General features: G+C 43.5%; 21 protein-coding genes and 1 pseudogene. 3 read left to right on the forward strand and 19 right to left on the reverse strand.

Annotated features, from left to right (window positions below; all coding sequences use genetic code 11):
* Positions 1-136, reverse strand: a pseudogene (locus ODU39_RS04410) (IS4 family transposase); the annotation flags it as partial.
* Between the two features lie 132 nt (positions 137-268).
* On the opposite strand from ODU39_RS04410, the gene ODU39_RS04415 reads away from it, so the two are divergent.
* Together ODU39_RS04415 and serS are read left to right on the forward strand one after the other, a co-directional pair.
* The gene (locus tag ODU39_RS04415) at positions 269-640 is read left to right on the forward strand and encodes a DUF956 family protein (protein ID WP_024388464.1); all 372 of its coding nucleotides are present in this window, start codon (positions 269-271) and stop codon (positions 638-640) included.
* A 217-nt stretch (positions 641-857) separates the two neighbouring features.
* Complete coding sequence (gene serS, locus ODU39_RS04420; RefSeq protein WP_398580006.1) at positions 858-2132, forward strand: serine--tRNA ligase; 1275 nt, start codon at positions 858-860, stop codon at positions 2130-2132.
* Positions 2133-2311: 179 nt separating this feature from the next.
* Here serS and ODU39_RS04425 read toward each other — a convergent pair whose 3' ends face one another.
* From ODU39_RS04425 to ODU39_RS04495, 15 genes are all read right to left on the reverse strand, one after another.
* Positions 2312-2779, reverse strand: coding sequence for a GNAT family N-acetyltransferase (locus ODU39_RS04425; protein WP_398580005.1), 468 nt, complete (start codon positions 2777-2779; stop codon positions 2312-2314).
* Positions 2780-2842: 63 nt separating this feature from the next.
* Positions 2843-3616: an acetyl-CoA carboxylase carboxyl transferase subunit alpha gene (locus tag ODU39_RS04430; protein ID WP_398580004.1), complete on the reverse strand. Its 774-nt coding sequence runs from the start codon at positions 3614-3616 to the stop codon at positions 2843-2845.
* Positions 3613-4479 (reverse strand): acetyl-CoA carboxylase, carboxyltransferase subunit beta, encoded by an 867-nt coding sequence (gene accD / locus ODU39_RS04435; protein WP_136670208.1) that lies wholly within the window; start codon positions 4477-4479, stop codon positions 3613-3615. The genes ODU39_RS04430 and accD overlap by 4 nt, the downstream gene beginning before the upstream one ends.
* Positions 4480-4603: 124 nt before the next feature.
* Positions 4604-5971 carry an acetyl-CoA carboxylase biotin carboxylase subunit gene (locus tag ODU39_RS04440; protein WP_398580003.1) on the reverse strand — a complete coding sequence of 456 codons (1368 nt, stop codon included), beginning with the start codon at positions 5969-5971 and terminating at the stop codon, positions 4604-4606.
* Between the two features lie 292 nt (positions 5972-6263).
* Positions 6264-6686: a 3-hydroxyacyl-ACP dehydratase FabZ gene (gene fabZ / locus ODU39_RS04445; protein ID WP_398580002.1), complete on the reverse strand. Its 423-nt coding sequence runs from the start codon at positions 6684-6686 to the stop codon at positions 6264-6266.
* A complete protein-coding gene (gene accB, locus ODU39_RS04450; RefSeq protein ID WP_398580001.1) occupies positions 6683-7159 on the reverse strand; it encodes an acetyl-CoA carboxylase biotin carboxyl carrier protein in 477 nt (158 codons plus the stop codon). Before accB ends, fabZ begins: the two co-directional genes overlap by 4 nt.
* Positions 7160-8395 (reverse strand): beta-ketoacyl-ACP synthase II, encoded by a 1236-nt coding sequence (fabF, locus tag ODU39_RS04455; protein WP_105138990.1) that lies wholly within the window; start codon positions 8393-8395, stop codon positions 7160-7162.
* A 25-nt stretch (positions 8396-8420) separates the two neighbouring features.
* The gene (fabG, locus tag ODU39_RS04460; protein ID WP_105140052.1) at positions 8421-9155 is read right to left on the reverse strand and encodes a 3-oxoacyl-[acyl-carrier-protein] reductase; all 735 of its coding nucleotides are present in this window, start codon (positions 9153-9155) and stop codon (positions 8421-8423) included.
* 9 nt (positions 9156-9164) lie between these two features.
* Complete coding sequence (gene fabD / locus ODU39_RS04465) at positions 9165-10085, reverse strand: ACP S-malonyltransferase (protein ID WP_398580000.1); 921 nt, start codon at positions 10083-10085, stop codon at positions 9165-9167.
* Position 10086: 1 nt separating this feature from the next.
* Positions 10087-11052 (reverse strand): enoyl-[acyl-carrier-protein] reductase FabK, encoded by a 966-nt coding sequence (gene fabK, locus ODU39_RS04470; RefSeq protein ID WP_002938889.1) that lies wholly within the window; start codon positions 11050-11052, stop codon positions 10087-10089.
* Between the two features lie 489 nt (positions 11053-11541).
* Positions 11542-11766, reverse strand: coding sequence for an acyl carrier protein (locus tag ODU39_RS04475; RefSeq protein WP_002938891.1), 225 nt, complete (start codon positions 11764-11766; stop codon positions 11542-11544).
* A 59-nt stretch (positions 11767-11825) separates the two neighbouring features.
* Entirely contained in the window at positions 11826-12803 is a 978-nt protein-coding gene (locus ODU39_RS04480) for a beta-ketoacyl-ACP synthase III (protein ID WP_099832534.1), read from the reverse strand.
* Positions 12800-13234, reverse strand: coding sequence for a MarR family winged helix-turn-helix transcriptional regulator (locus ODU39_RS04485; RefSeq protein ID WP_012775319.1), 435 nt, complete (start codon positions 13232-13234; stop codon positions 12800-12802). The genes ODU39_RS04480 and ODU39_RS04485 overlap by 4 nt, the downstream gene beginning before the upstream one ends.
* Before the next feature lie 79 nt (positions 13235-13313).
* Positions 13314-14105 carry an enoyl-CoA hydratase gene (locus ODU39_RS04490; protein ID WP_024380416.1) on the reverse strand — a complete coding sequence of 264 codons (792 nt, stop codon included), beginning with the start codon at positions 14103-14105 and terminating at the stop codon, positions 13314-13316.
* 437 nt (positions 14106-14542) lie between these two features.
* On the reverse strand, positions 14543-15184 hold the full coding sequence (locus tag ODU39_RS04495) for an HAD family hydrolase (protein ID WP_398579999.1): 642 nt from the start codon (positions 15182-15184) through the stop codon (positions 14543-14545).
* 176 nt (positions 15185-15360) lie between these two features.
* Between ODU39_RS04495 and ODU39_RS04500 the strand changes: the two genes are divergently transcribed.
* Complete coding sequence (locus ODU39_RS04500; protein WP_398579998.1) at positions 15361-16716, forward strand: aspartate kinase; 1356 nt, start codon at positions 15361-15363, stop codon at positions 16714-16716.
* Between the two features lie 594 nt (positions 16717-17310).
* On the opposite strand, the gene alr is transcribed toward ODU39_RS04500, so the two are convergent.
* From alr to secA, 3 genes are all read right to left on the reverse strand, one after another.
* Positions 17311-18414 (reverse strand): alanine racemase, encoded by a 1104-nt coding sequence (gene alr / locus ODU39_RS04505; RefSeq protein ID WP_398579997.1) that lies wholly within the window; start codon positions 18412-18414, stop codon positions 17311-17313.
* On the reverse strand, positions 18407-18766 hold the full coding sequence (gene acpS, locus ODU39_RS04510; protein WP_012027718.1) for a holo-ACP synthase: 360 nt from the start codon (positions 18764-18766) through the stop codon (positions 18407-18409). The genes alr and acpS overlap by 8 nt, the downstream gene beginning before the upstream one ends.
* Positions 18767-18880: 114 nt before the next feature.
* Positions 18881-21406: a preprotein translocase subunit SecA gene (gene secA / locus ODU39_RS04515; RefSeq protein ID WP_398579996.1), complete on the reverse strand. Its 2526-nt coding sequence runs from the start codon at positions 21404-21406 to the stop codon at positions 18881-18883.
* Positions 21407-21611 lie beyond the last annotated feature (205 nt).

Genomic DNA, 21611 nt, shown 5'->3' on the forward strand with positions numbered 1-21611 from the left:
TAGCTTGAATCATGGTTTTCATCGTTAGCTGACTTTTCCGACTAAAATCTTTTTCAGGATGAAGCACAAACTGGTTTGCGGTGGAAACGATGTCGTTAATACTATCAAGTAAATGAGCTTTAATCTGATCTAGCATGACTTTTCCCCTTTTATTTTTAGTGTAACATAAAAACTAACCCACCACAAAATGTGATAGGTTAGTTAACTTAATGACATTGCGCTCTTGCGGGGTTTTATGATATAATGAATATCTAGGAAAGGAGCCGATATGGCACAATCACAAAATACAAGCGTTGAACTCCAAACCACAGGGGTTTCCTACATGGGCTTTGGTGGCAAGGTTGGTAAATTTCTAATTGGTGACAAGGCACTTGAGTTCTACCCAGATAGCAACGTTGAACGCTATATCCAGATTCCTTGGTCAGAAATGACTAGCATTGGCGCAAACGTTTCTGGAAAAACAATCAGTCGTCATTTTGAAATTTATACAGAAAAAAGTCGATTCTTGTTTGCATCTAAAGATTCTGGTAAGATTCTTAAAATTGCCCGTGAGCATATCGGCAATGAAAAAGTTGTGAAATTACCGACTCTTCTGCAAACAATTGGCAGAAAAATTTCGAATCTATTTGCCAAAAAATAAAAAATCAAGTATAATAGTAGAAACGGATAAGTAGCTTCTAGCTCCTTTCAGAAAGTCTGCGGTCGCTGTGAGCAGATAGGAAAAAGTTGTGAAATTCTACCGTTATGAAATTATCAAAATACAATCAAGTGCACAGAATGTGAAGCTGGATGGAACCGCGGTAAATATCGCTCCAGCATCTCTCATTCTGTGTTTTTTTATTCTAAAGGAGACATCTATGCTAGATATCAAACGTATTCGTACAGATTTTGACGGAGTAGCTGCCAAATTAGCTACTCGTGGTGTGGCTGCCGAAACCTTGGCAGACATCAAGGAATTGGATGCAAAACGCCGTGAAATTTTGGTTACTGTAGAAGAATTAAAAGCAGAGCGCAACACTGTTTCTGCAGAGATTGCCCAAGCAAAACGCAACAAGGAAAATGCGGATGACAAAATTGCTGCCATGCAAAAATTGTCTACCGATGTAAAAAACTTGGATGCTGAACTCTTGGAAATTGATGAAAAACTAAATGCCATCCTTGCAGTTCTTCCAAATACACCGCACGATTCTGTCCCTGTTGGTGCAGATGAAGAAGAAAACGTGGAAGTTCGTCGTTGGGGAACACCACGTGAATTCACTTTCGAGCCAAAACCTCACTGGGATTTAGGTGAAGACCTTGATATTCTGGACTGGGAACGTGGTGCAAAAGTAACTGGTACCCGCTTCCTCTTCTACAAGAACTTGGGTGCTCGCTTAGAACGTGCCCTCTACAACTTCATGTTGGACGAGCATATCGCAGAAGGCTACCAAGAAATCATCACACCTTACATGGTCAACCACGACTCTATGTTTGGTACTGGTCAGTATCCAAAGTTCAAGGAAGATACCTTTGAGTTGGCAGACACTAACTTTGTCCTCATCCCAACTGCAGAAGTGCCGTTGACCAACTACTACCGCAACGAAATTTTGGAAGAAAAAGACCTGCCAATCTACTTCACAGCCATGAGCCCGTCTTTCCGTTCTGAAGCTGGTTCTGCTGGTCGTGACACCCGCGGTCTTATCCGCCTCCACCAATTCCACAAGGTTGAAATGGTCAAATTTGCCACACCTGAACAGTCTTATGATGAATTGGAAAAAATGACGGCAAACGCAGAGAATATTCTCCAAAAACTAGGCTTGCCTTACCGCGTTTTGGCCCTCTGTACAGGCGATATGGGCTTCTCAGCTGCTAAGACCTATGACTTGGAAGTCTGGATTCCTGCCCAAAACGCCTACCGTGAAATCTCAAGCTGTTCAAATACCGAGGATTTCCAAGCCCGTCGTGCCCAAATCCGCTACCGTGATGCTGCTGACGGCAAGGTTAAATTGCTCCACACCCTCAACGGATCTGGTCTAGCAGTTGGCCGTACCGTAGCTGCCATCCTTGAAAACTACCAAAACGAAGACGGATCTGTCACCATTCCTGAAGTGCTCCGTCCATACATGGGTGGGGCGGAAGTTATCAAACCTTAAAATAGACATAGCAAAAGACGACTCCGAACGGAATCGTCTTTTCGTTTTGCTTATTGAAAATAGTAGAAAGCTACTACCGACCAGGCATTATTGATAAAAAGTATTGCCCTAGAATCAATCAAAATTAAATTAGAACAAAAGATGTTGCCGTTGTCCATTTGACTAACAGGAATGTCTTTTTATTTCCCTGAAATCCACTTCTCCATATAGACCATATCCATGCCTTCCTGCTCAGGCTCGGTTTTGATAGCCTTATAGCCTAGACTTTCGTAGAAAGCGACCAATCTAGGCTCCTGTAAAACCGTACAGAGTACCCAGCGTCTAACCGTTGGATAAAGTTGTTCTAAGTCTAGCATAGCCTTATGACCATAGCCTTTTCCTCTGTGGTCTGGATCAATGCCAATCAGACCTAGCCAGCCCTGGTCTGCATCTTCAGCGACCGTTGTTCGTACCAGTCCGACTGTCTGACCCTCTTCGACAATCTTATAATAGCTGCAATTTGGTCGTGCAAAGCGTGATTGGAAGTAGTCCATAGTTTCAATGGCAGGGTTGTATTGGTCCTGATAGGTTTCATACAAGGCTGCAAATGCTCGGTGTTGAATGGGCAATAATTCTTCTGCGTTTGATAGATCTGCTTTTACTAACATGGAAAACCTCCTGAAAATTATTTTATCCATTGTATCAAATCTAGCAAAAAAAACTAGGTTTTCCTAGTATTTTCTAAAGCGTTGATAGCGATTTTCGAGTAGTTGATCAAGTGGCAAGGCTTGGAGTTGAGCCAACTGACTGACCAGGTTTTCCTTGATGTCAGACAAGACTTCCTTGGTCGCTCTGCCATTTTCCAAAACAACTCGATCGACCACTTGGAGTTTCTCCAACTCATAAGAAGTGATCTTCATGAGTTCTGCCGCTTCCATGGCCCGACTGCCGTCTTTCCAGAGGATAGAGGCGAAACCTTCAGGGCTGAGGACGGCGTACATGGAGTTTTCTAGCATCCAGACCTGGTCTGCGACTGCTAGGGCAAGTGCTCCACCAGAGCCTCCCTCACCGATGATAATGGCGATAATAGGCACCTTGAGGTCGCTCATCTCCATGAGGTTGCAGGCAATGGCCTCGCCCTGTCCACGCTCCTCGGCACCGACGCCTGGATAGGCTCCAGCGGTATTGATAAAGGTGACAACAGGACGCCCAAACTTTTCCGCCTGCTTCATGAGGCGAAGGGCCTTGCGGTAGCCTTCAGGGTGGGGCTGACCGAAGTTGCGTTTGAGGTTGTCCTGGAGGTTCTTCCCTTTTTGGATACCGATGACTGTCACCGGTTGACCTGCTAGAAAGCCGATGCCACCCACAACTGCTCCGTCATCGCGGAAATTCCGATCGCCGTGCAGTTCGATAAAGTCATCAAAGAGTTGTGTGGCATAGTCCAAAGTCGTCAGGCGAGCTTGGTCACGTGCCAAACGGATCATACGTGCTACATCACTGGTCATCTGACACCTCCATGCATTCTCAACAAGCGACTAATGGTCGCTGGCAAGTCCTGACGCTTCACAATGGCATCGACAAAGCCGTGTTCTTGTAAAAATTCAGCCTTCTGGAAATCGTCTGGCAGATTTTCCCGAACAGTTGACTCAATAACCCTACGGCCTGCAAATCCAACCAGAGTCTGTGGCTCAGCCAGGATAATATCGCCTTCCATAGCAAAACTAGCCGTCACACCTCCTGTTGTCGGGTCTGTCAAGACCGTCAGGTAAAAGAGGCCAGCATTGGAATGGCGTTTCACAGCTGCCGAAATCTTAGCCATTTGCATCAGGCTCATAATGCCTTCCTGCATCCGAGCACCGCCAGATGCGGTAAAGAGGACAACTGGCAGTTGCTCCTCAATAGCCAGTTCAAAGAGGCGGGTGATTTTCTCACCGACCACCGTTCCCATTGAAGCCATGATAAAGTGAGAATCCATGATTCCAAGGGCAACTGGTTGTCCGCCGATTGTCGCCTTTCCTGTCAAAACAGCTTCGTCCAAACCTGTCTTTTGACGGGTGGCTGCCAGTTTTTCCAAATAATTAGGGAAGTCCAAGGGATTTTTGGTTTTAATCCCTGTAAACAATTCCTCAAACGAGCCTTCATCCACTGTCAAAGCCAAGCGTTCCTGTGCTGTAATCCGGAAATTATAGGAACAGTGTTGACAGGTTTTCTCTGGTCCCAGGTCTTTCTTATAAAGGATTTCCTTACAAGCTGGACATTTGGAAAAGAGTTCATCTGGCACCTCTGGCTTTGCTTGAGGTGCTGACTCTATCCGCGAACGATTGGGGTTGATACGGATATATTTGTCCTTTTTGCGAAACAAAGCCATAGCATTCTCCTAGTTTACTTTTTTATCGTCATTTAGTTTTTCTTTTATTACTTCGTTAACTCGCTTTGCCGTACCCCAGTACAGCCTGCAGCTCGTTGCCTAGTACTAAAAGCAAACTAAAAGACTATAATTCTGCTTGATAGCGGGGTAAAAATTCTTCCATAAGGTAGGCGGTGTCGTAATCACCAGCCACCACTCGTTTGTCGGAAATCAAGTCCAGCTGGAAGTCAGTATTGGTCACCACTCCGTCAATTTCCAATTCGTAGAGGGCCCGCTGCATCTTCATCAGGGCTTCAAAACGATTTTCCCCATGCACGATGACCTTAGCAATCATGGAATCATAGTAAGGCGGAATAGTGTAGCCCGGGTAAACTGCAGAATCCACACGCAAGCCAACGCCACCGCTTGGCAGGTAGAGATTGGAAATCTTACCTGGACTTGGGGCGAAGTTGAAGGCTGGATTTTCAGCATTGATACGGCATTCAATGGCATGGCCTGTAATCTGCACATCTTCTTGGCGGACGCTGAGTTCCTGACCAGCCGCAATCTTGATTTGCTCCTTGACAATATCCACACCGGTCACAAATTCGGTAACTGGATGTTCTACCTGCACCCGTGTGTTCATTTCCATGAAGTAAAATTCGCCCTTGGCTTCGTCCAAAAGGAACTCAATCGTTCCTGCATTTTCATAACCAACTGACTGGGCAGCCCGCACCGCTGCTTGACCGATGCGATCCCGCATGGTTTGACCAATGGCGATAGACGGAGCTTCTTCCAAGACCTTCTGGTTGTTGCGTTGAAGGGAACAGTCCCGTTCTCCCAGATGAATGACATGACCATGCTGGTCCGCCAAAATCTGTACTTCGATGTGGCGGGCTGGATAGACGACACGCTCCATATACATGGCACCGTTGCCAAAGGCTGCCTTGGCTTCGCTGGAAGCTGATTCAAAGGCAGGCACTAGGTCTTCGGCTTTTTCCACCTTACGAATCCCCTTACCGCCACCACCTGCCGATGCCTTGAGCATGACAGGGTAGCCAATCTTTTCAGCGATTTCAAGGGCTTCTTGGCTGGTCAAGACCTCACCGTCTGAGCCTGGAATGACAGGCACTTGAGCCTTAATCATCTCTGCCCGAGCATTGATTTTATCCCCCATGGTATCCATGACCGTCCCAGAAGGGCCGATAAACTTGATGCCGACCTCTTCACAGAGGGTGGCGAATTTGGAGTTTTCACTCAAAAATCCAAAGCCGGGATGAATGGCCTGGGCACCTGTCACAACAGCCGCCGAGATGACCGCCTGCATATTGAGATAGGAATCTGTCGAACGAGCTGGTCCGATACAGATAGCCTCATCTGCCAACATGGTGTGGAGGGCTTCCTTGTCAGCCTCTGAATAGACAGCCACCGTCGCAATCCCCAACTCCCTGACCGCACGAATAATCCGCACTGCAATCTCACCACGATTGGCAATCAAAATCTTCTCAAACATGATGAATCCTATCTCCTTTTTAACATAGAATAATTGTTATATCAATCACAGTCCTTAACTAGTTTGAAAAATAAAGGACTGTTTCATACTCAATGAAAATCAAAATCAGGCTAGCTCCAAAGGTTTGGGAAACCTTTGGAGGTTGGAGATAGAGCGAACGAAGTTCGTTTCTCCAAGAGCAGATAGCCCCCTGCTACTTTCTTATTTTATGGTAGCAGGCTGTCAAGCTCCACTGGAGCTTGACACTCATCAAATCAAGTCAACAACGGCTGAGTTTGATTTTCGAAGAGTATTAGTTTCCGATAGCAAAAGTCAACACCCCCGACGCAGCCAGTTTTCCGTCCACTTCTGCCTTTGCCTCAACGACCGCAATGGTTCCACGGCGTTTGACAAATTTAGCGGTCATAATCAACTGGTCACCAGGTACAACTTGCTTCTTAAATTTAACCTTATCCATGCCGGCATAAAAGACCAGCTTGCCCTTGTTTTCTTCCTTGGACAACTCCAAGATACCTGCGGTTTGTGCCAAAGCCTCCATGATGAGAACACCTGGCATAACAGGATAATCTGGGAAATGCCCGTTGAAGAAGGGCTCGTTAATGGTCACATTTTTGAGGGCGACAATCTCATCTTCCGATACTTCAAGGACACGATCGACCAAGAGCATAGGGTAGCGATGAGGAAGAGCCTCTTTAATTTTCAAAATATCAATCATTTGATGCGTACCAATCCTTGTCCAAATTCTACAACGTCCTGGTTGCCCACCAAAATCTCCGTAACCACACCGTCACGGTCAGCAGGCACTTCGTTCATGACCTTCATGGCTTCGATAATCATGAGAGTCTGCCCTTTTTTGACCGTATCGCCAACTGCTACAAAGGCTGGCTTGTCAGGGGCTGGCGATAAATAAGCCACTCCGACCAAGGGACTTTCCACTACCGTACCTTCTGCCACAGGGCTTGCGTTGGCTTCTGCTGGAGCTGGCTCACTGGTTGCAACTGCTGGCATAGGGGCTGGGCTTGTAGGAGCTACTGGAGCAAGCGGAGCTTCTACTGTTGGACTCGGAGCCGCTGTCGCCTGCTGATTTTTACTGAAATGCAAGGTTTCCCCAGCATTGCTATATGAAAATTCTCGCAAACTTGACTGGTCAAACTGACTCATCAAGTCCTTTATTTCTGTAATATTCACTTAAGCCTCCCAACGTTTGAAAGCAATCACCGAGTTGTGACCTCCAAAGCCAAATGTATTTGAAATGGCATGGCGGATTTCCATATCACGCCCTTGTCCATAAATGACATCTGCTTCAATATCTTCAGATAATTCTGTCGTACCAGCTGTCTTTGGCGCGTAAGAATGACGCATAGCCTCAATGACTGCTGCCGCCTCAACTGCACCCGCAGCCCCCAACAAGTGACCTGTGAAGGACTTGGTGGAAGAAACTGGCGTGTTCTTGCCGAAGACGGATACGATAGCTTGACTTTCCCCTTTTTCATTAGCTGGTGTCGAAGTTCCATGGGCATTGATGTAGTCAATGTCAGCTGGCTCTAAACCTGCTTCTGAAATGGCCAACTTCATTGCCTTAATAGCACCCAGACCTTCTGGATGTGGAGAAGTCATGTGGTAAGCATCGCAAGTATTTCCATAACCAACGATTTCAGCCAAAATCGTCGCCCCACGCGCCTCTGCATGTTCCAAACTTTCCAATACTAAAACCGCGGAACCCTCTCCCATGACAAAACCATTGCGGTCCTTGTCAAAGGGAATAGACGCACGTTCTGGATCCTCAGTAGTCGACATAGCTGTCAAAGCTTGGAAACCACCGATTGCAAATGGAGTAATGGCTGCTTCTGCTCCACCTGCCAACATCACATCTTGGAAACCAAACTTGATCTCACGAAAGGCTTCTCCTAAGGCATCATTTGATGAAGCACAGGCTGTGATGATACACTTGCAGACGCCATTTGCACCGACCTGCATAGCAATATTTCCAGCCGCCATGTTTGGCAAGGCTTTTGGAAGAGCCATGGGACGAATGCGTTTTGGACCTTTTTCGTTCATCCGAGCAACTTGCTCTTCAATTTCCAAAATACCACCGATACCTGTTGATAAGATAACGCCAAAACGGTCACTATCCACTGTCTCTGTATCCAGCTGTGCATTAGCAATCGCTTCTTTAGCTGCATAGAGTGCGTAGAGCGAGTAATTATCGTAGCGATTTGTATCTTTTTTAACGAAATATTTGTCAAAAGGAAAATCTTTTAACTCCGCTGCATTCAGTACGCTGTACTCGCTGGTATCAAACTTGGTAATCTTTCCGATCCCAATTTTCCCAGCCTTCAAACTATCCCAGAATTCCTCTGGCGTATTTCCGATTGGAGATGTCAGACCGTAGCCTGTTACTACTACACGATTTAATTTTGTCATTTTCAGTCCTTTCTCATTAGGAAACTTACTGCATGGTCAAGCCGCCGTCAACGGCAATCACCTGTCCTGTTAGATATTCTTGCTTGGCGAGGAATACAGCAACATCAGCTACTTCTTCTGTCGCACCAAAGCGTTTCATAGGAATTTGTGCAGTCATAGCTTCTTTAATCTTGTCAGATAAAACATCTGTCATATCAGACTGGATAAAGCCCGGCGCAATCGCATTGACACGAACATTTCGCCCTGCAACCTCACGGGCAATGGCTTTAGTAAATCCAATCACACCTGCCTTAGAAGCAGAATAGTTGGCCTGTCCAGCATTTCCAATCAAGCCAGATACACTTGATAGATTGATAATAGCACCCTCACGAGCCTTTGTCATTGGTTTCAAAACAGCCTGCGTCATATTAAAAGTTCCAGTAAGATTTACCTTCAGAACCGTATCAAAATCCTCTTCTGTCATACGAAGAGCCATACCGTCTTTGGTGATCCCTGCATTGTTGACCAAAATATCGACGCTACCGAGGGTTTCGATGGCTTCTGCTACCATTCGTTTGGCATCTTCCGCGCTTGAAATATCTCCTGAAATAGCTAGGACTTTCACACCGTAATCTGCAAAGCTATCCAGAATATCTTGCCCTAATTGACCACGACCGTTCAGTACCACATTGGCACCAAGACTGGCAAACTTATGGGCAATGGCCAAGCCGATTCCTCGACTTGAACCTGTTACAAAAACATTTTTATTTGTTAATTCCATGATTCCTCCTCATGATTTATTCAATACTATTTGTAGCCCCTCTATATCTTCAATTGCTACAACATGCGCTGTCTTATCGATTTTCTTGACAAATCCTGATAAGACTTTACCTGGACCGATTTCAATAAAGTTAGTCACGCCAGCTTCCTGCATGGTTGTGATTGACTCGTAGAAACGGACTGGTTCCATCACTTGACGGGTCAAGAGGGACTTGATGTCCTCTTTTTTCATGACCTTGGCTTCCGTATTGCCAACCAACTCTACTTGGAAGTCCGCAAATTCCACCTGCTCCAAGGCCTGAGCCAATTGCTCCGAAGCTGGTCGCAGGAGAGCCGTGTGAAAGGGGCCAGATACATTGAGCGGAATCATCCGTTTGACACCTGCTTCCTTCAGCAATTCAACCGCCTCATCCACAGCAGCCACCTCGCCTCCGATGACGATTTGGGCTGGTGTGTTGTAGTTGGCTGGGGAAACAATCCCAGAGGTAACTGACGAACAGACTTCTTCTATCAAGTTGACATCTGTGTTGAGAACAGCAACCATCTTACCAGTTCCTGCTGGCGCAGCCGTTTCCATATATTCACCACGCTTAGCAATCAGGGCAATCGCATCTTCAAAGGCCAAAGCTCCCGATGCCACCAGAGCTGAATATTCTCCCAAGGATAGACCAGCTACCATGTCGGGTTTAATTCCCTTTTCTGCCAACAAACGATAGATAGCTAGGGAAGTTGTCAAAATAGCAGGCTGGGTATAGCGAGTCTGATGTAATTTATCCTCTTGATTGTCAATTAGGTCGCGAATGTCATACCCCAGAATCTGACTAGCCTGGTCAAACGTTTCTCTAACTATCAGGGAATATTCGTAAAGGTCGCGAGCCATCCCCACTGTCTGAGCCCCTTGACCTGCAAAAAGAAAAGCTGTCTTTGTCATCCTATTCTCCAACCGAAGCCCAACGGCTTGCCTCTTCTCTAATCACTTTGGCTGCTCCATAATAGATGTCTTTCAAAATATCTTCACAAGATTCTTCTTTAGAAACCAGACCAGCAATTTGACCAGCCATCACGGAGCCATTTGTTACATCACCATCAACAACTGCATTGCGGAGTGCTCCCGCACCAAGTTCTTCAATAGCATCTGCCGAAATTTTACCTGCCAAGAAATCTTTCTCTGCAGCTGCATAAGCAGATGACAACTTATTCTTGATAGCTCTCACAGGATGTCCAACAATAGAAGCAGATACAGTTGTATCAATATCCTTAGCTTTTAAAACTTTTTCCTTATAAGCCTGATGGGCATTGGACTCTGTAGCTACTACAAAACGAGTTCCAACTTGCACCGCTTCTGCACCCAACATGAATGCTGCTGCTGCACCTGCACCATCTGCAATACCTCCAGCAGCAATAACAGGAATAGATACGGCTTCAACAACCTGACGAACCAAGGTCATGGTGGTCAATTTACCAATATGACCTCCGGCTTCCATACCTTCAGCAATAACAGCATCTACCCCTAATTTTTCCATGCGTTTCGCAAGGGCTACACTCGGCACAACAGGAATAACTGTAATCCCTGCAGCATGGAGACGCTCCATATACTTCCCTGGATTTCCTGCTCCTGTGGTGACAACTTTCACACCTTCTTCGATGACCAAGTCAACAATGTCATCCGCAAAAGGAGACAAAAGCATGATATTGACACCGAAAGGCTTGTCCGTGATAGATTTAACCTTGTCAATATTTGCCTTGACCACCTCTTTGGGAGCATTTCCTCCACCGATGATTCCTAGACCACCTGCATTAGATACGGCACCAGCCAAATCTCCATCAGCTACCCAAGCCATACCACCTTGAAAAATTGGATACTTAATATCGAGCAATTCTGTTATTTTCGTCTTCATAATTCCCTCATCTTTTTTTCTTGCTTACCTAATCATTTGAATATCAAATCATTAGGTAAACAAGTGAAGGGTTGCTCCCCTCACTCAAAAAATAGTTTGATATTTCAATGTTTTGATTATCAAAGTATTCGACTTAAGAAAAATGCTAAATAGCACTTTTCTTAGCTATCCTCTTCCTTATATTATCTTTGAAATAAGGAGAGGAATACTATAGTCTTTCAGTTTGCTTTTAGTACTAGCTTTACCAGTCTAGGAATAGACTGGTAAAGGTCGGAAATAAAACAAACGAAGTTTGTGTCAATTGCTGTAGATAGCTTCAATAGTCCAGTGGACTATTGAAGGTCGGAAATCGTACTTACGATAGCAAGTAACATTCGTAGAGTACGGCATTGCGAGTTCAAATAAACAAAAGTTTATTTGAAGTTGGAAATAAGGAAACGAAGTTTCCTCATTCGTTGACGTAATAAAAGATAAACTGAATGACTATAATTATTTTGTTTTTTCTTCAACGTAAGCAACCAAATCGCCTACAGTTGTCAAACCTTCTTCAGTATCGATTTGAATATCGAAGGCATCTTCGATTTCAGAGATAACTTGGAAAAGATCCAATGAATCTGCATCCAAATCTTCAAATGTTGTTGTAAGGGTTACTTCTTCAGCATCCTTACCCAATTCTTCAACGATGATTTCCTGTACTTTTTCAAATACTGCCATGATATGTGTCTCCTTTTGGAAAATAAAATATTTTAATCTTGCCTAGGGCAAGGAATTAACTAAAGTTGTAAGAGTAGAGTTCCCCATGTGAGGCCTCCACCGAAACCAGCCATGAGAACAGTCTGGCTTCCATCCAATCGCAACATTCCGCTCTCGACACATTCTGATAAGAGAATAGGAAGACTTGCTGCGCTGGTATTGCCATATTTATCCATATTTGCTGGAAATTTTTCACGCGCCACCCCCAATTTACGAGCCATCTTATCTAGGATCCGTATATTGGCTTGATGGAGCAAGAAATAATCAACGCAATCCACAGTCATATCAGCTTGTTCTAGCAGCTCTGCCATGGTTGCCGTAACATCCCTCGTAGCAAATTCAAATATAGCTCTGCCCTCCATTTGGATAAAGGGTTCCTGACGGCTTTGTGTCGAGAATGGCGTCTCTTTCTGGTCTATCCCTGCTGTCAGACTAGCACCTCGACCGCCATCCGTTCGCAAGATTTCTGCTAAAAAGCTCGGTTGTTCACACGCTTCCAGCAAAACTCCTCCAGCACCATCTCCAAATAAAACAGCCGTTGATCGATCCGACCAGTCGACAGACCTAGATAGGGTCTCAGCTCCAATGACAAGTCCTCTCTTATAGACTCCTGAAGCAAGCAATTTTTCCGCTGTTGATAGCGCAAAAACAAATCCTGAACAAGCTGCAACGAGATCATAGGCAAAAGCCTTTTTCGCACCAATTGCTGCTTGGACCATAGCTGCCGTAGATGGCATTGAAGCATCTGGAGTAATCGTTGCTACGATGATGAAGTCAATTTCACTAGCATCTAGCTGAGACTTTTCCAGTAATTTTCTAGCCACTTGACTAGCTAAATCACTCGTTGTCTCTCCAGTAACAATGTGCCGTTGACCGATACCTGTACGGCTACGAATCCACTCATCACTGGTCTCCATTCGTTGAGCCAAATCATCATTGGTCACAATCTTCTTCGGAAGATAGTGGGCCACCTGACTGATTTTAGCATGGTTTCTCATTTCAAATCCTCCAAGAAGTGATAGAGTTTCATGAGTCCTTTCTTCATTACCTGATACTCTGCATCATCCATACCATCTGTAATCTGCTTAACCATTTCATTGTGAAATCGTTGATGCAAACGATAGACCAGTCGACCTTTTTTGGTCAGGTAGAGATGAACAACTCGCCGATCTTTGGTCGAACGAATACGTTCCACGTATCCTTTTCTTTCCAAATTGTTCAAGCTAGTTGTAACAGTACCTAAGGTTACCATCAAAGTCCGAGCAACATCACTCGGAGTAGCTCCATCAATACTTCCTATCACATCAATCGTGTGCATTTCCTTAATCGAAATATCATTGAATCGGCTACCACGCAGACTTGTTTCTTCAATCACCAACACATTGTTAAAAATGGCCGTTAGATATTCATTTACTTTTGGATCTTCCAAAACAGGCCTCCTTTACTTTGATAGTCAAAGTATAAACCATAAAACTTTGATTGTCAAACATTTTTTACTAATTTAAAAATTAATCTCCCGTAAACACTGGTCTACGTCGTTCTGCATGCGCTCGAACTCCCTCTTTAAAATCCTCTTTATAGGCCAATGTTTCTTGCAAATCCAGCTCTAATCGGCGATAAGACTCCCAGTCTTTAAATTGACTTTCCCATGTCAGTTGTTTGATTGCTGCATAAGAGTTTACTGAGCCTCGCAAGAGTTTTTTTATGACCTGTGCAACCGTCTTTTCTAGTTTTTCTGGCTCTGCCAATTTATAAACAATCCCATATTCTAAAGCCTTATCCGCTGATAAGCCCTCTCCAGTCATCGCCAAGTGACTAGCACGATTAGCCCCAATAGCACGACTCAGTAGAAAGAGCCCCCCCGCATCCGGCGCAAGTCCAACGCCTACAAAGGCTTGGATGAATTTTGTCTTGCTGGAGGCAATAACAAAATCAGCTGCCACTGCCATATTAGCCGCGGCTCCAGCCACTGCCCCATCCGTCACCATAATGACCACTTTAGACAATTTCTTCATCGCAAACGAAATATCATTCACCAGCTCTGCTATTTTTACCAAAGAAGCAATATCATCATCATCAACTGCACGCTTCATCTCAACTAAATCTCCACCCACGGAGAAAATGGAACCCTGTGCTTGAATTTGTAAAATTTTGACGGAGGCATCCCCTTCTGCAAGGCGGATTGCTTCTAAGATTTCTTCACACATAGGAATATTAAAACCATTTGCCACTTCCGGTCTGTTTAAAGTTAGAATCGCTACGGAATCAATTACTTCATAACGAATTGTTTGGTAGGTCATTCCCTTGCTCCTTTCAAAATAGTTTGATTATTAAAAGATTTGAACATCAAACTTCAAATTCTTGTTTTCCATTGTAACACAGTTTTTACAATTGTCACTTTTTTTCTAGCAAGGAAAGTGTGACGTCCGAAAAAGAGGGGGGCTATCCTCGAAATATAAAATCTAGATATGCTAGAAAATAACGTGTCTAAGAACCTATATTCACACGCAAAGCCCTTGGCTTTTTCGCTCATCAAGGCAATTTTTGAGGGAAATACTGACTGTATTTTGAAAAAAACAACCTCAATATGCAAGTCTGAACTGTAAATATAGGCTCTAAGTTTAATTTACAACTTTCATTTTTTCACGTTAATACTTTTGGAAGATTGAACTGGATTCTGAGCTAGAAACACCATTTTTCACCGAGAACTAATACTTGGACTACAATATAATATTTCTTAAAATCGCAGTAAGTCAAAGGCCTCTTCAAGATTGTCTACCAATTTGTCTGCTTTCGACTGATCAATTCCATAATGCTGGTCTCGAATAGCCCAAACTGTCAAACCTGCTTTTTTAGCCGCTTCAATTCCCTTCGCACTATCTTCAAATACTAAAATGTCCGATTTAGCTACTCCTGTTGCACTAGCTGCTTTCACATAAACCGCGGGGTCTGGTTTTGGGGCCTCACAATCCATCGCTGAGAAAACACGACTAAAGTGAGAGCGTATACCAGCATCTAGTAGAGCACGTTCGATTTCTGAACGGTCGGTATTTGAAGCCAAAACTACAGGAATACCTTGGATAGTTAGTCTCTCCAATACCGCTTTAACTTCAGGAAAAATCCTCTCTGCATAAGGGGTTGGTCGCTTTTCTTTATACACACGATATTCTTCTTCCAAGGCAGGGACATCCCAGTTATCATAATCATCCCCTAAAATCCGTTGCCAAATTTGACTAGCCCTTCCACCGACAAATATAGATGGATCCAAATGATCAACCGATAAACCTTTTGTCGCTAAAAAATTCACTCGACGTTGAAAATAGAATGTTTCAGTATCAAAAAGTACACCATCCATGTCGAAAATAATTGCTTTTACCATACTCGCCTCCTATTACTTTAATTGTAACACAGTTGAAAGAAAAAAATGTTTTTCTGAAATTTTCATACTTGTCTCTTGTTCGTTTTTCGATAAAATTCTTGGCAAGATTTGTCTGAACATACTGACAATTTCATATCATTCTGCTATAATAGAAAAAAATATCCAAGGAGATGAGAATGAAAGTTATTAAATTTGGGGGAAGCTCACTTGCTTCAGCTGGACAGTTAGAAAAAGTTTTCAATATTGTTCAATCTGATTCAGAACGTCGCTTTGTTGTTGTGTCTGCACCTGGAAAACGCAATGCCGAGGATACTAAAGTTACTGATGCGTTGATTAAATATTATAAAGAATATGTTAACGGAAAAGATGTGACTGCCAGTCAAGAATGGATCATCAACCGTTATCAGGCAATGGTTGACGAACTTGGTTTCACAGCTAACAGCATGAAGAAAATCGCAGACAGCATCATCTCTTTGGCCAGCCTACCAATTGATGATAACGAATTCCTTTACGACGCATTCTTAGCAGCTGGTGAAGATAATAATGCCAAATTGATTGCCGAATATTTTACCCACAGAGGATTACCTGCACGCTATGTACATCCTAAAAAAGCTGGTATTATTGTCAGCTCCGAACCAGGAAATGCTCGCATTTTGCCTTCAAGTTATGACAAAATCGAAGAGCTTCGTGATACAGATGAAGTACTCATTATTCCAGGATTCTTCGGTGTAACTGTTGATAACCAGATTTGTACCTTCTCACGAGGTGGATCGGACATTACAGGTTCCATCATTGCTGCCGGGGTCAAGGCTGACCTCTATGAAAACTTGACAGATGTCGATGGTATTTTTGCTGCCCATCCTGGCATCATAAAAAATCCACATTCAATCAAAGAATTGACCTATCGTGAAATGCGAGAATTAGCTTATGCAGGTTTCTCCGTCCTCCACGATGAAGCCCTCCTTCCTGCCTATCGCGGGCGGATTCCATTGGTTATCAAAAACACCAATAACCCAACTCACCCTGGTACCCGAATTGTACACAAACATACCGAGCAAACAGTCCCTGTTGTCGGTATTGCTGCAGACGATGGTTTTGTCAGCATTAACTTGTCCAAATACTTGATGAACCGTGAAGTTGGTTTTGGTCGTAAGGTGTTGCAAATTCTCGAAGATCTCAATATTCGCTGGGAGCACATGCCGACCGGGATTGACGATTTATCCATCGTAGTCCGTGAGCGTGAATTGACTCCTATTAAGGAAGAAGAGATCCTTCGTCAACTCAATACGAAAATGGAAGTTGACAAGGCCGAAATCGAACATGGTTTATCTATTATCATGATTGTTGGTGAAAATATGAAGAGCCATGTCGGTGTAACAGCTACCGCTACCACCGCCCTCTCTAAACAAAACGTCAACTTGGCAATGATTTCACAGGGAGCCAGTGAAGTTTCTGTTATGTTCGTTGTCAAAACCGAAGAAAAGAAACGCGCCCTGCACGCACTCTATGAAGCTTTTTTTAACGAGCAATAATCACAACGAGGTCGGTCAGTTCCCTCTTCATACTCTTCGAAAATCAAAATCAGACATTGTTGACTTGATTTGATAAGTGTCAAGCTCCACTAGAGCTTGACAGCCTGCTACCATAAAATAAGAAAGTAGCTGGGTTATATCTGCTCTTGGAGAAACGAACTTCGTTCACTCTATCCCCAAGCTTCAAAGGTTTCCCAAACCTTTGAAGCTAGTCTGATTTTAATTTTCATCGAGTAGCAATTAAAATTTGAATAAACAAAAATAGCTTAGAATCAACGTTTCTGACGATGCAATTCTAAGCTATTTTTTGAGGCTTTTTATACGAAAACTCAAAGTTAGTGTCAACATCTCAGCGCAGTGGTTGATTGGGTTTAACAGTCCAGTGGACTATTTTAGCCCGAGCCAACTGCTTGGAAGTGAGGGGAACTCTTTTTGACCTAGTGGAATCTTTCCCACTCCCCTTACATCGAAGTAATAAAAGTCAACTAAATGACGATATTTGTATTATAGACAATATCTAGGTGACACTTCTCTAATATTTTACCCTTCTATTCTAGCGAAAGAAGCGTATTATCGTCACTTTCACTATCGCTGTTACTCAAAAATTCGAGGTAGGCGATCTGTCAAAAGACAAACCACCTCGTAATTTATGGTTCCGATGCGATCAGCCCACTCCTGAACAGAGATCGTTTTATCTCCATCTTGACCGATTAGGGTGACTTTTTGACCAAGTGGATAAGCATGAGGTAAACGAATGGTAATCTGGTCCATCGAAATACGCCCTACAATTTCACAGGTCTGCCCATCAACTAAGACTGATAAGCCTTGTAAGCTTCGTACGAGACCATCTGCATATCCTATCGGAACGGTCGCAATCCATTCTGAGTCGGGGCTGTGATAAGTAGCTCCGTAGCCAATTGTTGTGCCAGCTTCAACCTGCTTTACATGAACAATTTCAGATACGAGAGATAAGGCTGGTTGAACCTCAAACGGGAGTTCTAGTACTCGTCCACTTGGATTAAGTCCATAAAGAATATTTCCCAAACGAACCAGGTTAAATACTGTATCAGCATGCCAAATGCTTGTTGCTGAATTGCTGGCATGAATCCAGCGCGGAGTAATTGGTAGAACATCCAAAAATTCTTTAAAAACAGACAGTTGACTCTCGAAGTGCGCCTGATCAACCTCATCCGCAGTAGCAAAATGAGTATAGACTCCTTCGATGTCATACTCTAATTCTTCAAGGATAGCAATCGCTTGTAGCAAATCGGCTATTTTTCTAAAACCAATCCGCCCCATACCAGTATCTAGCTTAAGATGGACAGTTAGACCAGATAAATCCGCCTCTAAGTCTTTTGCATCTTGCAACCAGTCCAGACTGGCAACTGTCACACTGATATTGAGTTGATGAGCTACTGGTAAAAAACGTACAGGAACCACTCCTAAAATCAAGATAGGATGCTCGATACCTGCTTTACGTAGCTCTAATGCTTCATCCAAATTCGAAACACAAAAACCAGCTGCTTGACTGGATAACTTTTTCGCTACCGCAACAGCTCCATGACCATAAGCATTCGCTTTAACAACAGCAAACGCTTCGGTCTTCGGGGGCAAGTTGGTCATTACTTGCTCGAAATTTTCCGCAATCGCATCTAAGTTAACCCGAATTTGCGTGGGTCGATGTTCACTTTCAATCATCTTTCTCCTCCAAAATCACACTAGCTTGTACAAAATTTCCTGAATGGCTAATGCTGAGCCAAATATTCCCATCAAAGGGACTCTTCGTCACATAGGGAACTCCTTTGCTGGTATTCAGAATTTCAATATCATGAAATCCTATCTTACCAATACCTGTTCCCAAGGCCTTGGTCAGCGCTTCTTTGGCTGACCAACGTCCAGCTAAATATTCTAACTGACGGCGACCAGACAGACTTTGATACCGTTCAAATTCTTTCTCTGTGAGAATCTTTTTGGGAAACCCTTGGTGTTTGATTCTGGCACTTTCAATCGCCTCCATCTCCTGAAGGTCAATGCCATGTCCTACTATCATTAATCGGTCTCCTTTTGCATAGTCATTTCATTTATTAAAATAAACGAACTGACTCTAGTGACTTGTCTAAAAATTGCAAAAGGACTGGACAGCCGTCCAGTCCACGCGTCATTCCTATTTACGGCCGTGACAATTTTTAAATTTCTTGCCCGACTGGCATGGGCATGGATCGTTACGATCAACACCTTCAAAAGATACATTCTCCTGAATTGCATGCGATTGGTTCGCCATAATATTCTTAACAGCTGTCGTATGTGCTTCTTGACTTGTACGCTCACGCTCAATATTGTCATGAATTTGCGCCTTCATCATCAAGCGGGTTACTTCAAACTCGATAGCCCCAATCATATCGTTGAACATAGTAAATGCTTCTGATTGATATTCAACGATTGGATTATTTTGAGCGTATCCACGAAGACTGACTGCATTGCGCAATTGATCCAAGGCATCAATATGGTCTGTCCATTTGTTATCCACAACACGAAGGATAAGAACTTTCTGGAATTCGCGTACACGTTCTTCATCGCGTAATTTTTTCACTTGCGAATCATAGACTCTCAAAGCACGTTCATAGAGCTCTTCGACAATCTCTTTCTGATTCATTGCTTCAAAAGTAGCTTTACTCAAGGTATCATCTTCAACGAGATTTGCATGCGCAAATTTGATAATTCCATCAATAGCTTCATCTTTCGAACTAAGGAAGTGACCAGCAACTTGGCGTTCAATCGTCCGTTTCATCATCGCTTTTATTTCAGGAGCCAAATCACGGTCAGCAGTAATAACATCCTGGCGTTGGCGATAGATGATTTCACGTTGCTCACGCATCACATCGTCATATTGAAGGACTTGTTTACGTGAATCGTAGTTGTTCCCTTCCACACGCTTCTGAGCAGATTCAACTTGACGTGTCAACATTTTAGACTTGATAACAGACTCTTCTTCTGTTAGATTCATACGCTCCATAAATACTTTGATGCGTTCTGAACCAAAGCGTTTCATCAAGTCATCTTCGAGAGATAGATAGAATTGTGATTCACCTGGGTCACCTTGACGACCTGAACGTCCACGAAGCTGGTTATCAATACGACGACTTTCATGGCGCTCAGTACCAATAACACATAGCCCACCAAGTTCACGTACACCTGGACCTAACTTAATATCGGTACCGCGTCCCGCCATGTTGGTCGCAATAGTGACCGCACCACGCTGACCAGCATTCATAATAATCTGCGCTTCACGATAGTGGTTTTTAGCATTCAATACTTCGTGAGGGACACCTGCAGCTACCAATTTTTGAGAAATCAAATCAGAAGTTTCAACCGCAACTGTACCGACCAAGACAGGTTGCCCTTTCTCATAGCGTCTCTTCACATCAGCAATAACGGCATTGAATTTGTATTCTAGACTTGGATAGAGTAAATCTTCGTGGTCAACACGCGCGATTGGGCGGTTAGTTGGGATTGGTACAACACGGATGTTGTAGATTTCACGGAATTCTTCCTCTTCTGTTTTACCAGTACCCGTCATCCCTGATAATTTTTTATACATACGGAAAAGGTTTTGGTAGGTAATAGAGGCACTTGTCTTAGACTCGTTTTGAACCGGTACACCTTCCTTAGCTTCGATGGCTTGGTGAAGTCCATCAGAATAGCGACGACCTTCCATCGTACGACCTGTAAATGGATCGATAATCATGACCTCTTGGTCTTCATTGACCAGATAGTCAATATCATAGGTCATGATGTAGTTGGCACGAAGTGCATTATCCAAGAAATGGGTAATGGCTACATTTTCAATATCGTAGAGGTTATCTAACTTGAAGAATTTCTCTGCTTTGTCAATACCTGAATCAGACAGACCAATCGTTTTAGATGGAATGTCAATGATGTAATCTTCTGTTGTCAAAGATTTAACAAGATTATCTGCCAAGAAATACAACTGGTTTGTTTCAGAACCTTGTGCACCAGATACAATCAACGGCGTACGAGCTTCGTCAATCAAGATTGAGTCAACTTCATCGACCAAGGCGTAATTGAGAGGACGTTGAACCATGTCCTCTGCGCGCACAACCATATTATCTCGGAGGTAGTCAAAACCAATCTCTGAGTTGGTCGAATAAGTAATATCGCAGTTATAGGCCTCACGTTTTTCCAAGGGTGATTTAGCAGCTAAGTTGATACCAACTGATAGACCAAGCCATGAGTACAATTCACCCATTTCAGTCGCATCACGAGTAGAAAGATACTCGTTAACCGTCACTACGTGAACACCTTGACCAGACAAGGCATTCAAATAAACAGGCATCGTTGCAGTCAGAGTTTTACCTTCTCCTGTACGCATTTCCGGAACGTCACCGTTGTGAAGAACGATTCCTCCCATAACTTGAACCTTGTAGGGATAGAGACCCAATACGCGACGAGCTCCTTCACGGACTACCGCATAAGCTTCGTACAAAAGATCGTCGAGGGATTCACCGTTATTGTATCGCTCCTTAAATTCTGCTGTCTTAGCTTGCAACTGTTCATCAGTCAGCGCTTCCATTTCATCGGCATACGAGAAGACCTTGTCTGCCATTTTCTCAAGTTTTCTTAGCTCTCCCTTATCATTTTCAATGAGAGAACGAAGTACATTTGTTACCATATCATTCATCCTATTTCAGTTTTAGTCAATAATATATTGTAGCAGAAAACTAGGCAATTTTCAAGGTTTGGCACTAGGATACAGCCTAAATAAATGAAAATGCTAGCTTAATATTACTATTTTTACCACAAAACACCTCCTAGTCACAATAACTCCTAGGAGGTGAAAAATTTATGAAATTTTAAATGAGGAATCTGCGATATAT

Origin of the sequence: Streptococcus sp. 2021WUSS126, assembly GCF_044427255.1 — a bacterium.
Taxonomy (GTDB): domain Bacteria; phylum Bacillota; class Bacilli; order Lactobacillales; family Streptococcaceae; genus Streptococcus; species Streptococcus hashimotonensis.

Excerpts from the sequence above, each read along its gene's own strand:
- ODU39_RS04415 (WP_024388464.1), top strand. The coding sequence starts at position 269 with ATGGCACAATCACAAAATACAAGCGTTGAACTCCAAACCACAGGGGTT.
- serS (WP_398580006.1), top strand. The coding sequence starts at position 858 with ATGCTAGATATCAAACGTATTCGTACAGATTTTGACGGAGTAGCTGCC.
- ODU39_RS04425 (WP_398580005.1), bottom strand. The coding sequence starts at position 2,779 with ATGTTAGTAAAAGCAGATCTATCAAACGCAGAAGAATTATTGCCCATT.
- ODU39_RS04430 (WP_398580004.1), bottom strand. The coding sequence starts at position 3,616 with ATGACCAGTGATGTAGCACGTATGATCCGTTTGGCACGTGACCAAGCT.
- accD (WP_136670208.1), bottom strand. The coding sequence starts at position 4,479 with ATGGCTTTGTTTCGCAAAAAGGACAAATATATCCGTATCAACCCCAAT.
- ODU39_RS04440 (WP_398580003.1), bottom strand. The coding sequence starts at position 5,971 with ATGTTTGAGAAGATTTTGATTGCCAATCGTGGTGAGATTGCAGTGCGG.
- fabZ (WP_398580002.1), bottom strand. The coding sequence starts at position 6,686 with ATGATTGATATTTTGAAAATTAAAGAGGCTCTTCCTCATCGCTACCCT.
- fabF (WP_105138990.1), bottom strand. The coding sequence starts at position 8,395 with ATGACAAAATTAAATCGTGTAGTAGTAACAGGCTACGGTCTGACATCT.
- fabG (WP_105140052.1), bottom strand. The coding sequence starts at position 9,155 with ATGGAATTAACAAATAAAAATGTTTTTGTAACAGGTTCAAGTCGAGGA.
- fabD (WP_398580000.1), bottom strand. The coding sequence starts at position 10,085 with ATGACAAAGACAGCTTTTCTTTTTGCAGGTCAAGGGGCTCAGACAGTG.
- fabK (WP_002938889.1), bottom strand. The coding sequence starts at position 11,052 with ATGAAGACGAAAATAACAGAATTGCTCGATATTAAGTATCCAATTTTT.
- ODU39_RS04475 (WP_002938891.1), bottom strand. The coding sequence starts at position 11,766 with ATGGCAGTATTTGAAAAAGTACAGGAAATCATCGTTGAAGAATTGGGT.
- ODU39_RS04480 (WP_099832534.1), bottom strand. The coding sequence starts at position 12,803 with ATGAGAAACCATGCTAAAATCAGTCAGGTGGCCCACTATCTTCCGAAG.
- ODU39_RS04490 (WP_024380416.1), bottom strand. The coding sequence starts at position 14,105 with ATGACCTACCAAACAATTCGTTATGAAGTAATTGATTCCGTAGCGATT.
- ODU39_RS04495 (WP_398579999.1), bottom strand. The coding sequence starts at position 15,184 with ATGGTAAAAGCAATTATTTTCGACATGGATGGTGTACTTTTTGATACT.
- ODU39_RS04500 (WP_398579998.1), top strand. The coding sequence starts at position 15,361 with ATGAAAGTTATTAAATTTGGGGGAAGCTCACTTGCTTCAGCTGGACAG.
- alr (WP_398579997.1), bottom strand. The coding sequence starts at position 18,414 with ATGATTGAAAGTGAACATCGACCCACGCAAATTCGGGTTAACTTAGAT.
- acpS (WP_012027718.1), bottom strand. The coding sequence starts at position 18,766 with ATGATAGTAGGACATGGCATTGACCTTCAGGAGATGGAGGCGATTGAA.
- secA (WP_398579996.1), bottom strand. The coding sequence starts at position 21,406 with ATGGTAACAAATGTACTTCGTTCTCTCATTGAAAATGATAAGGGAGAG.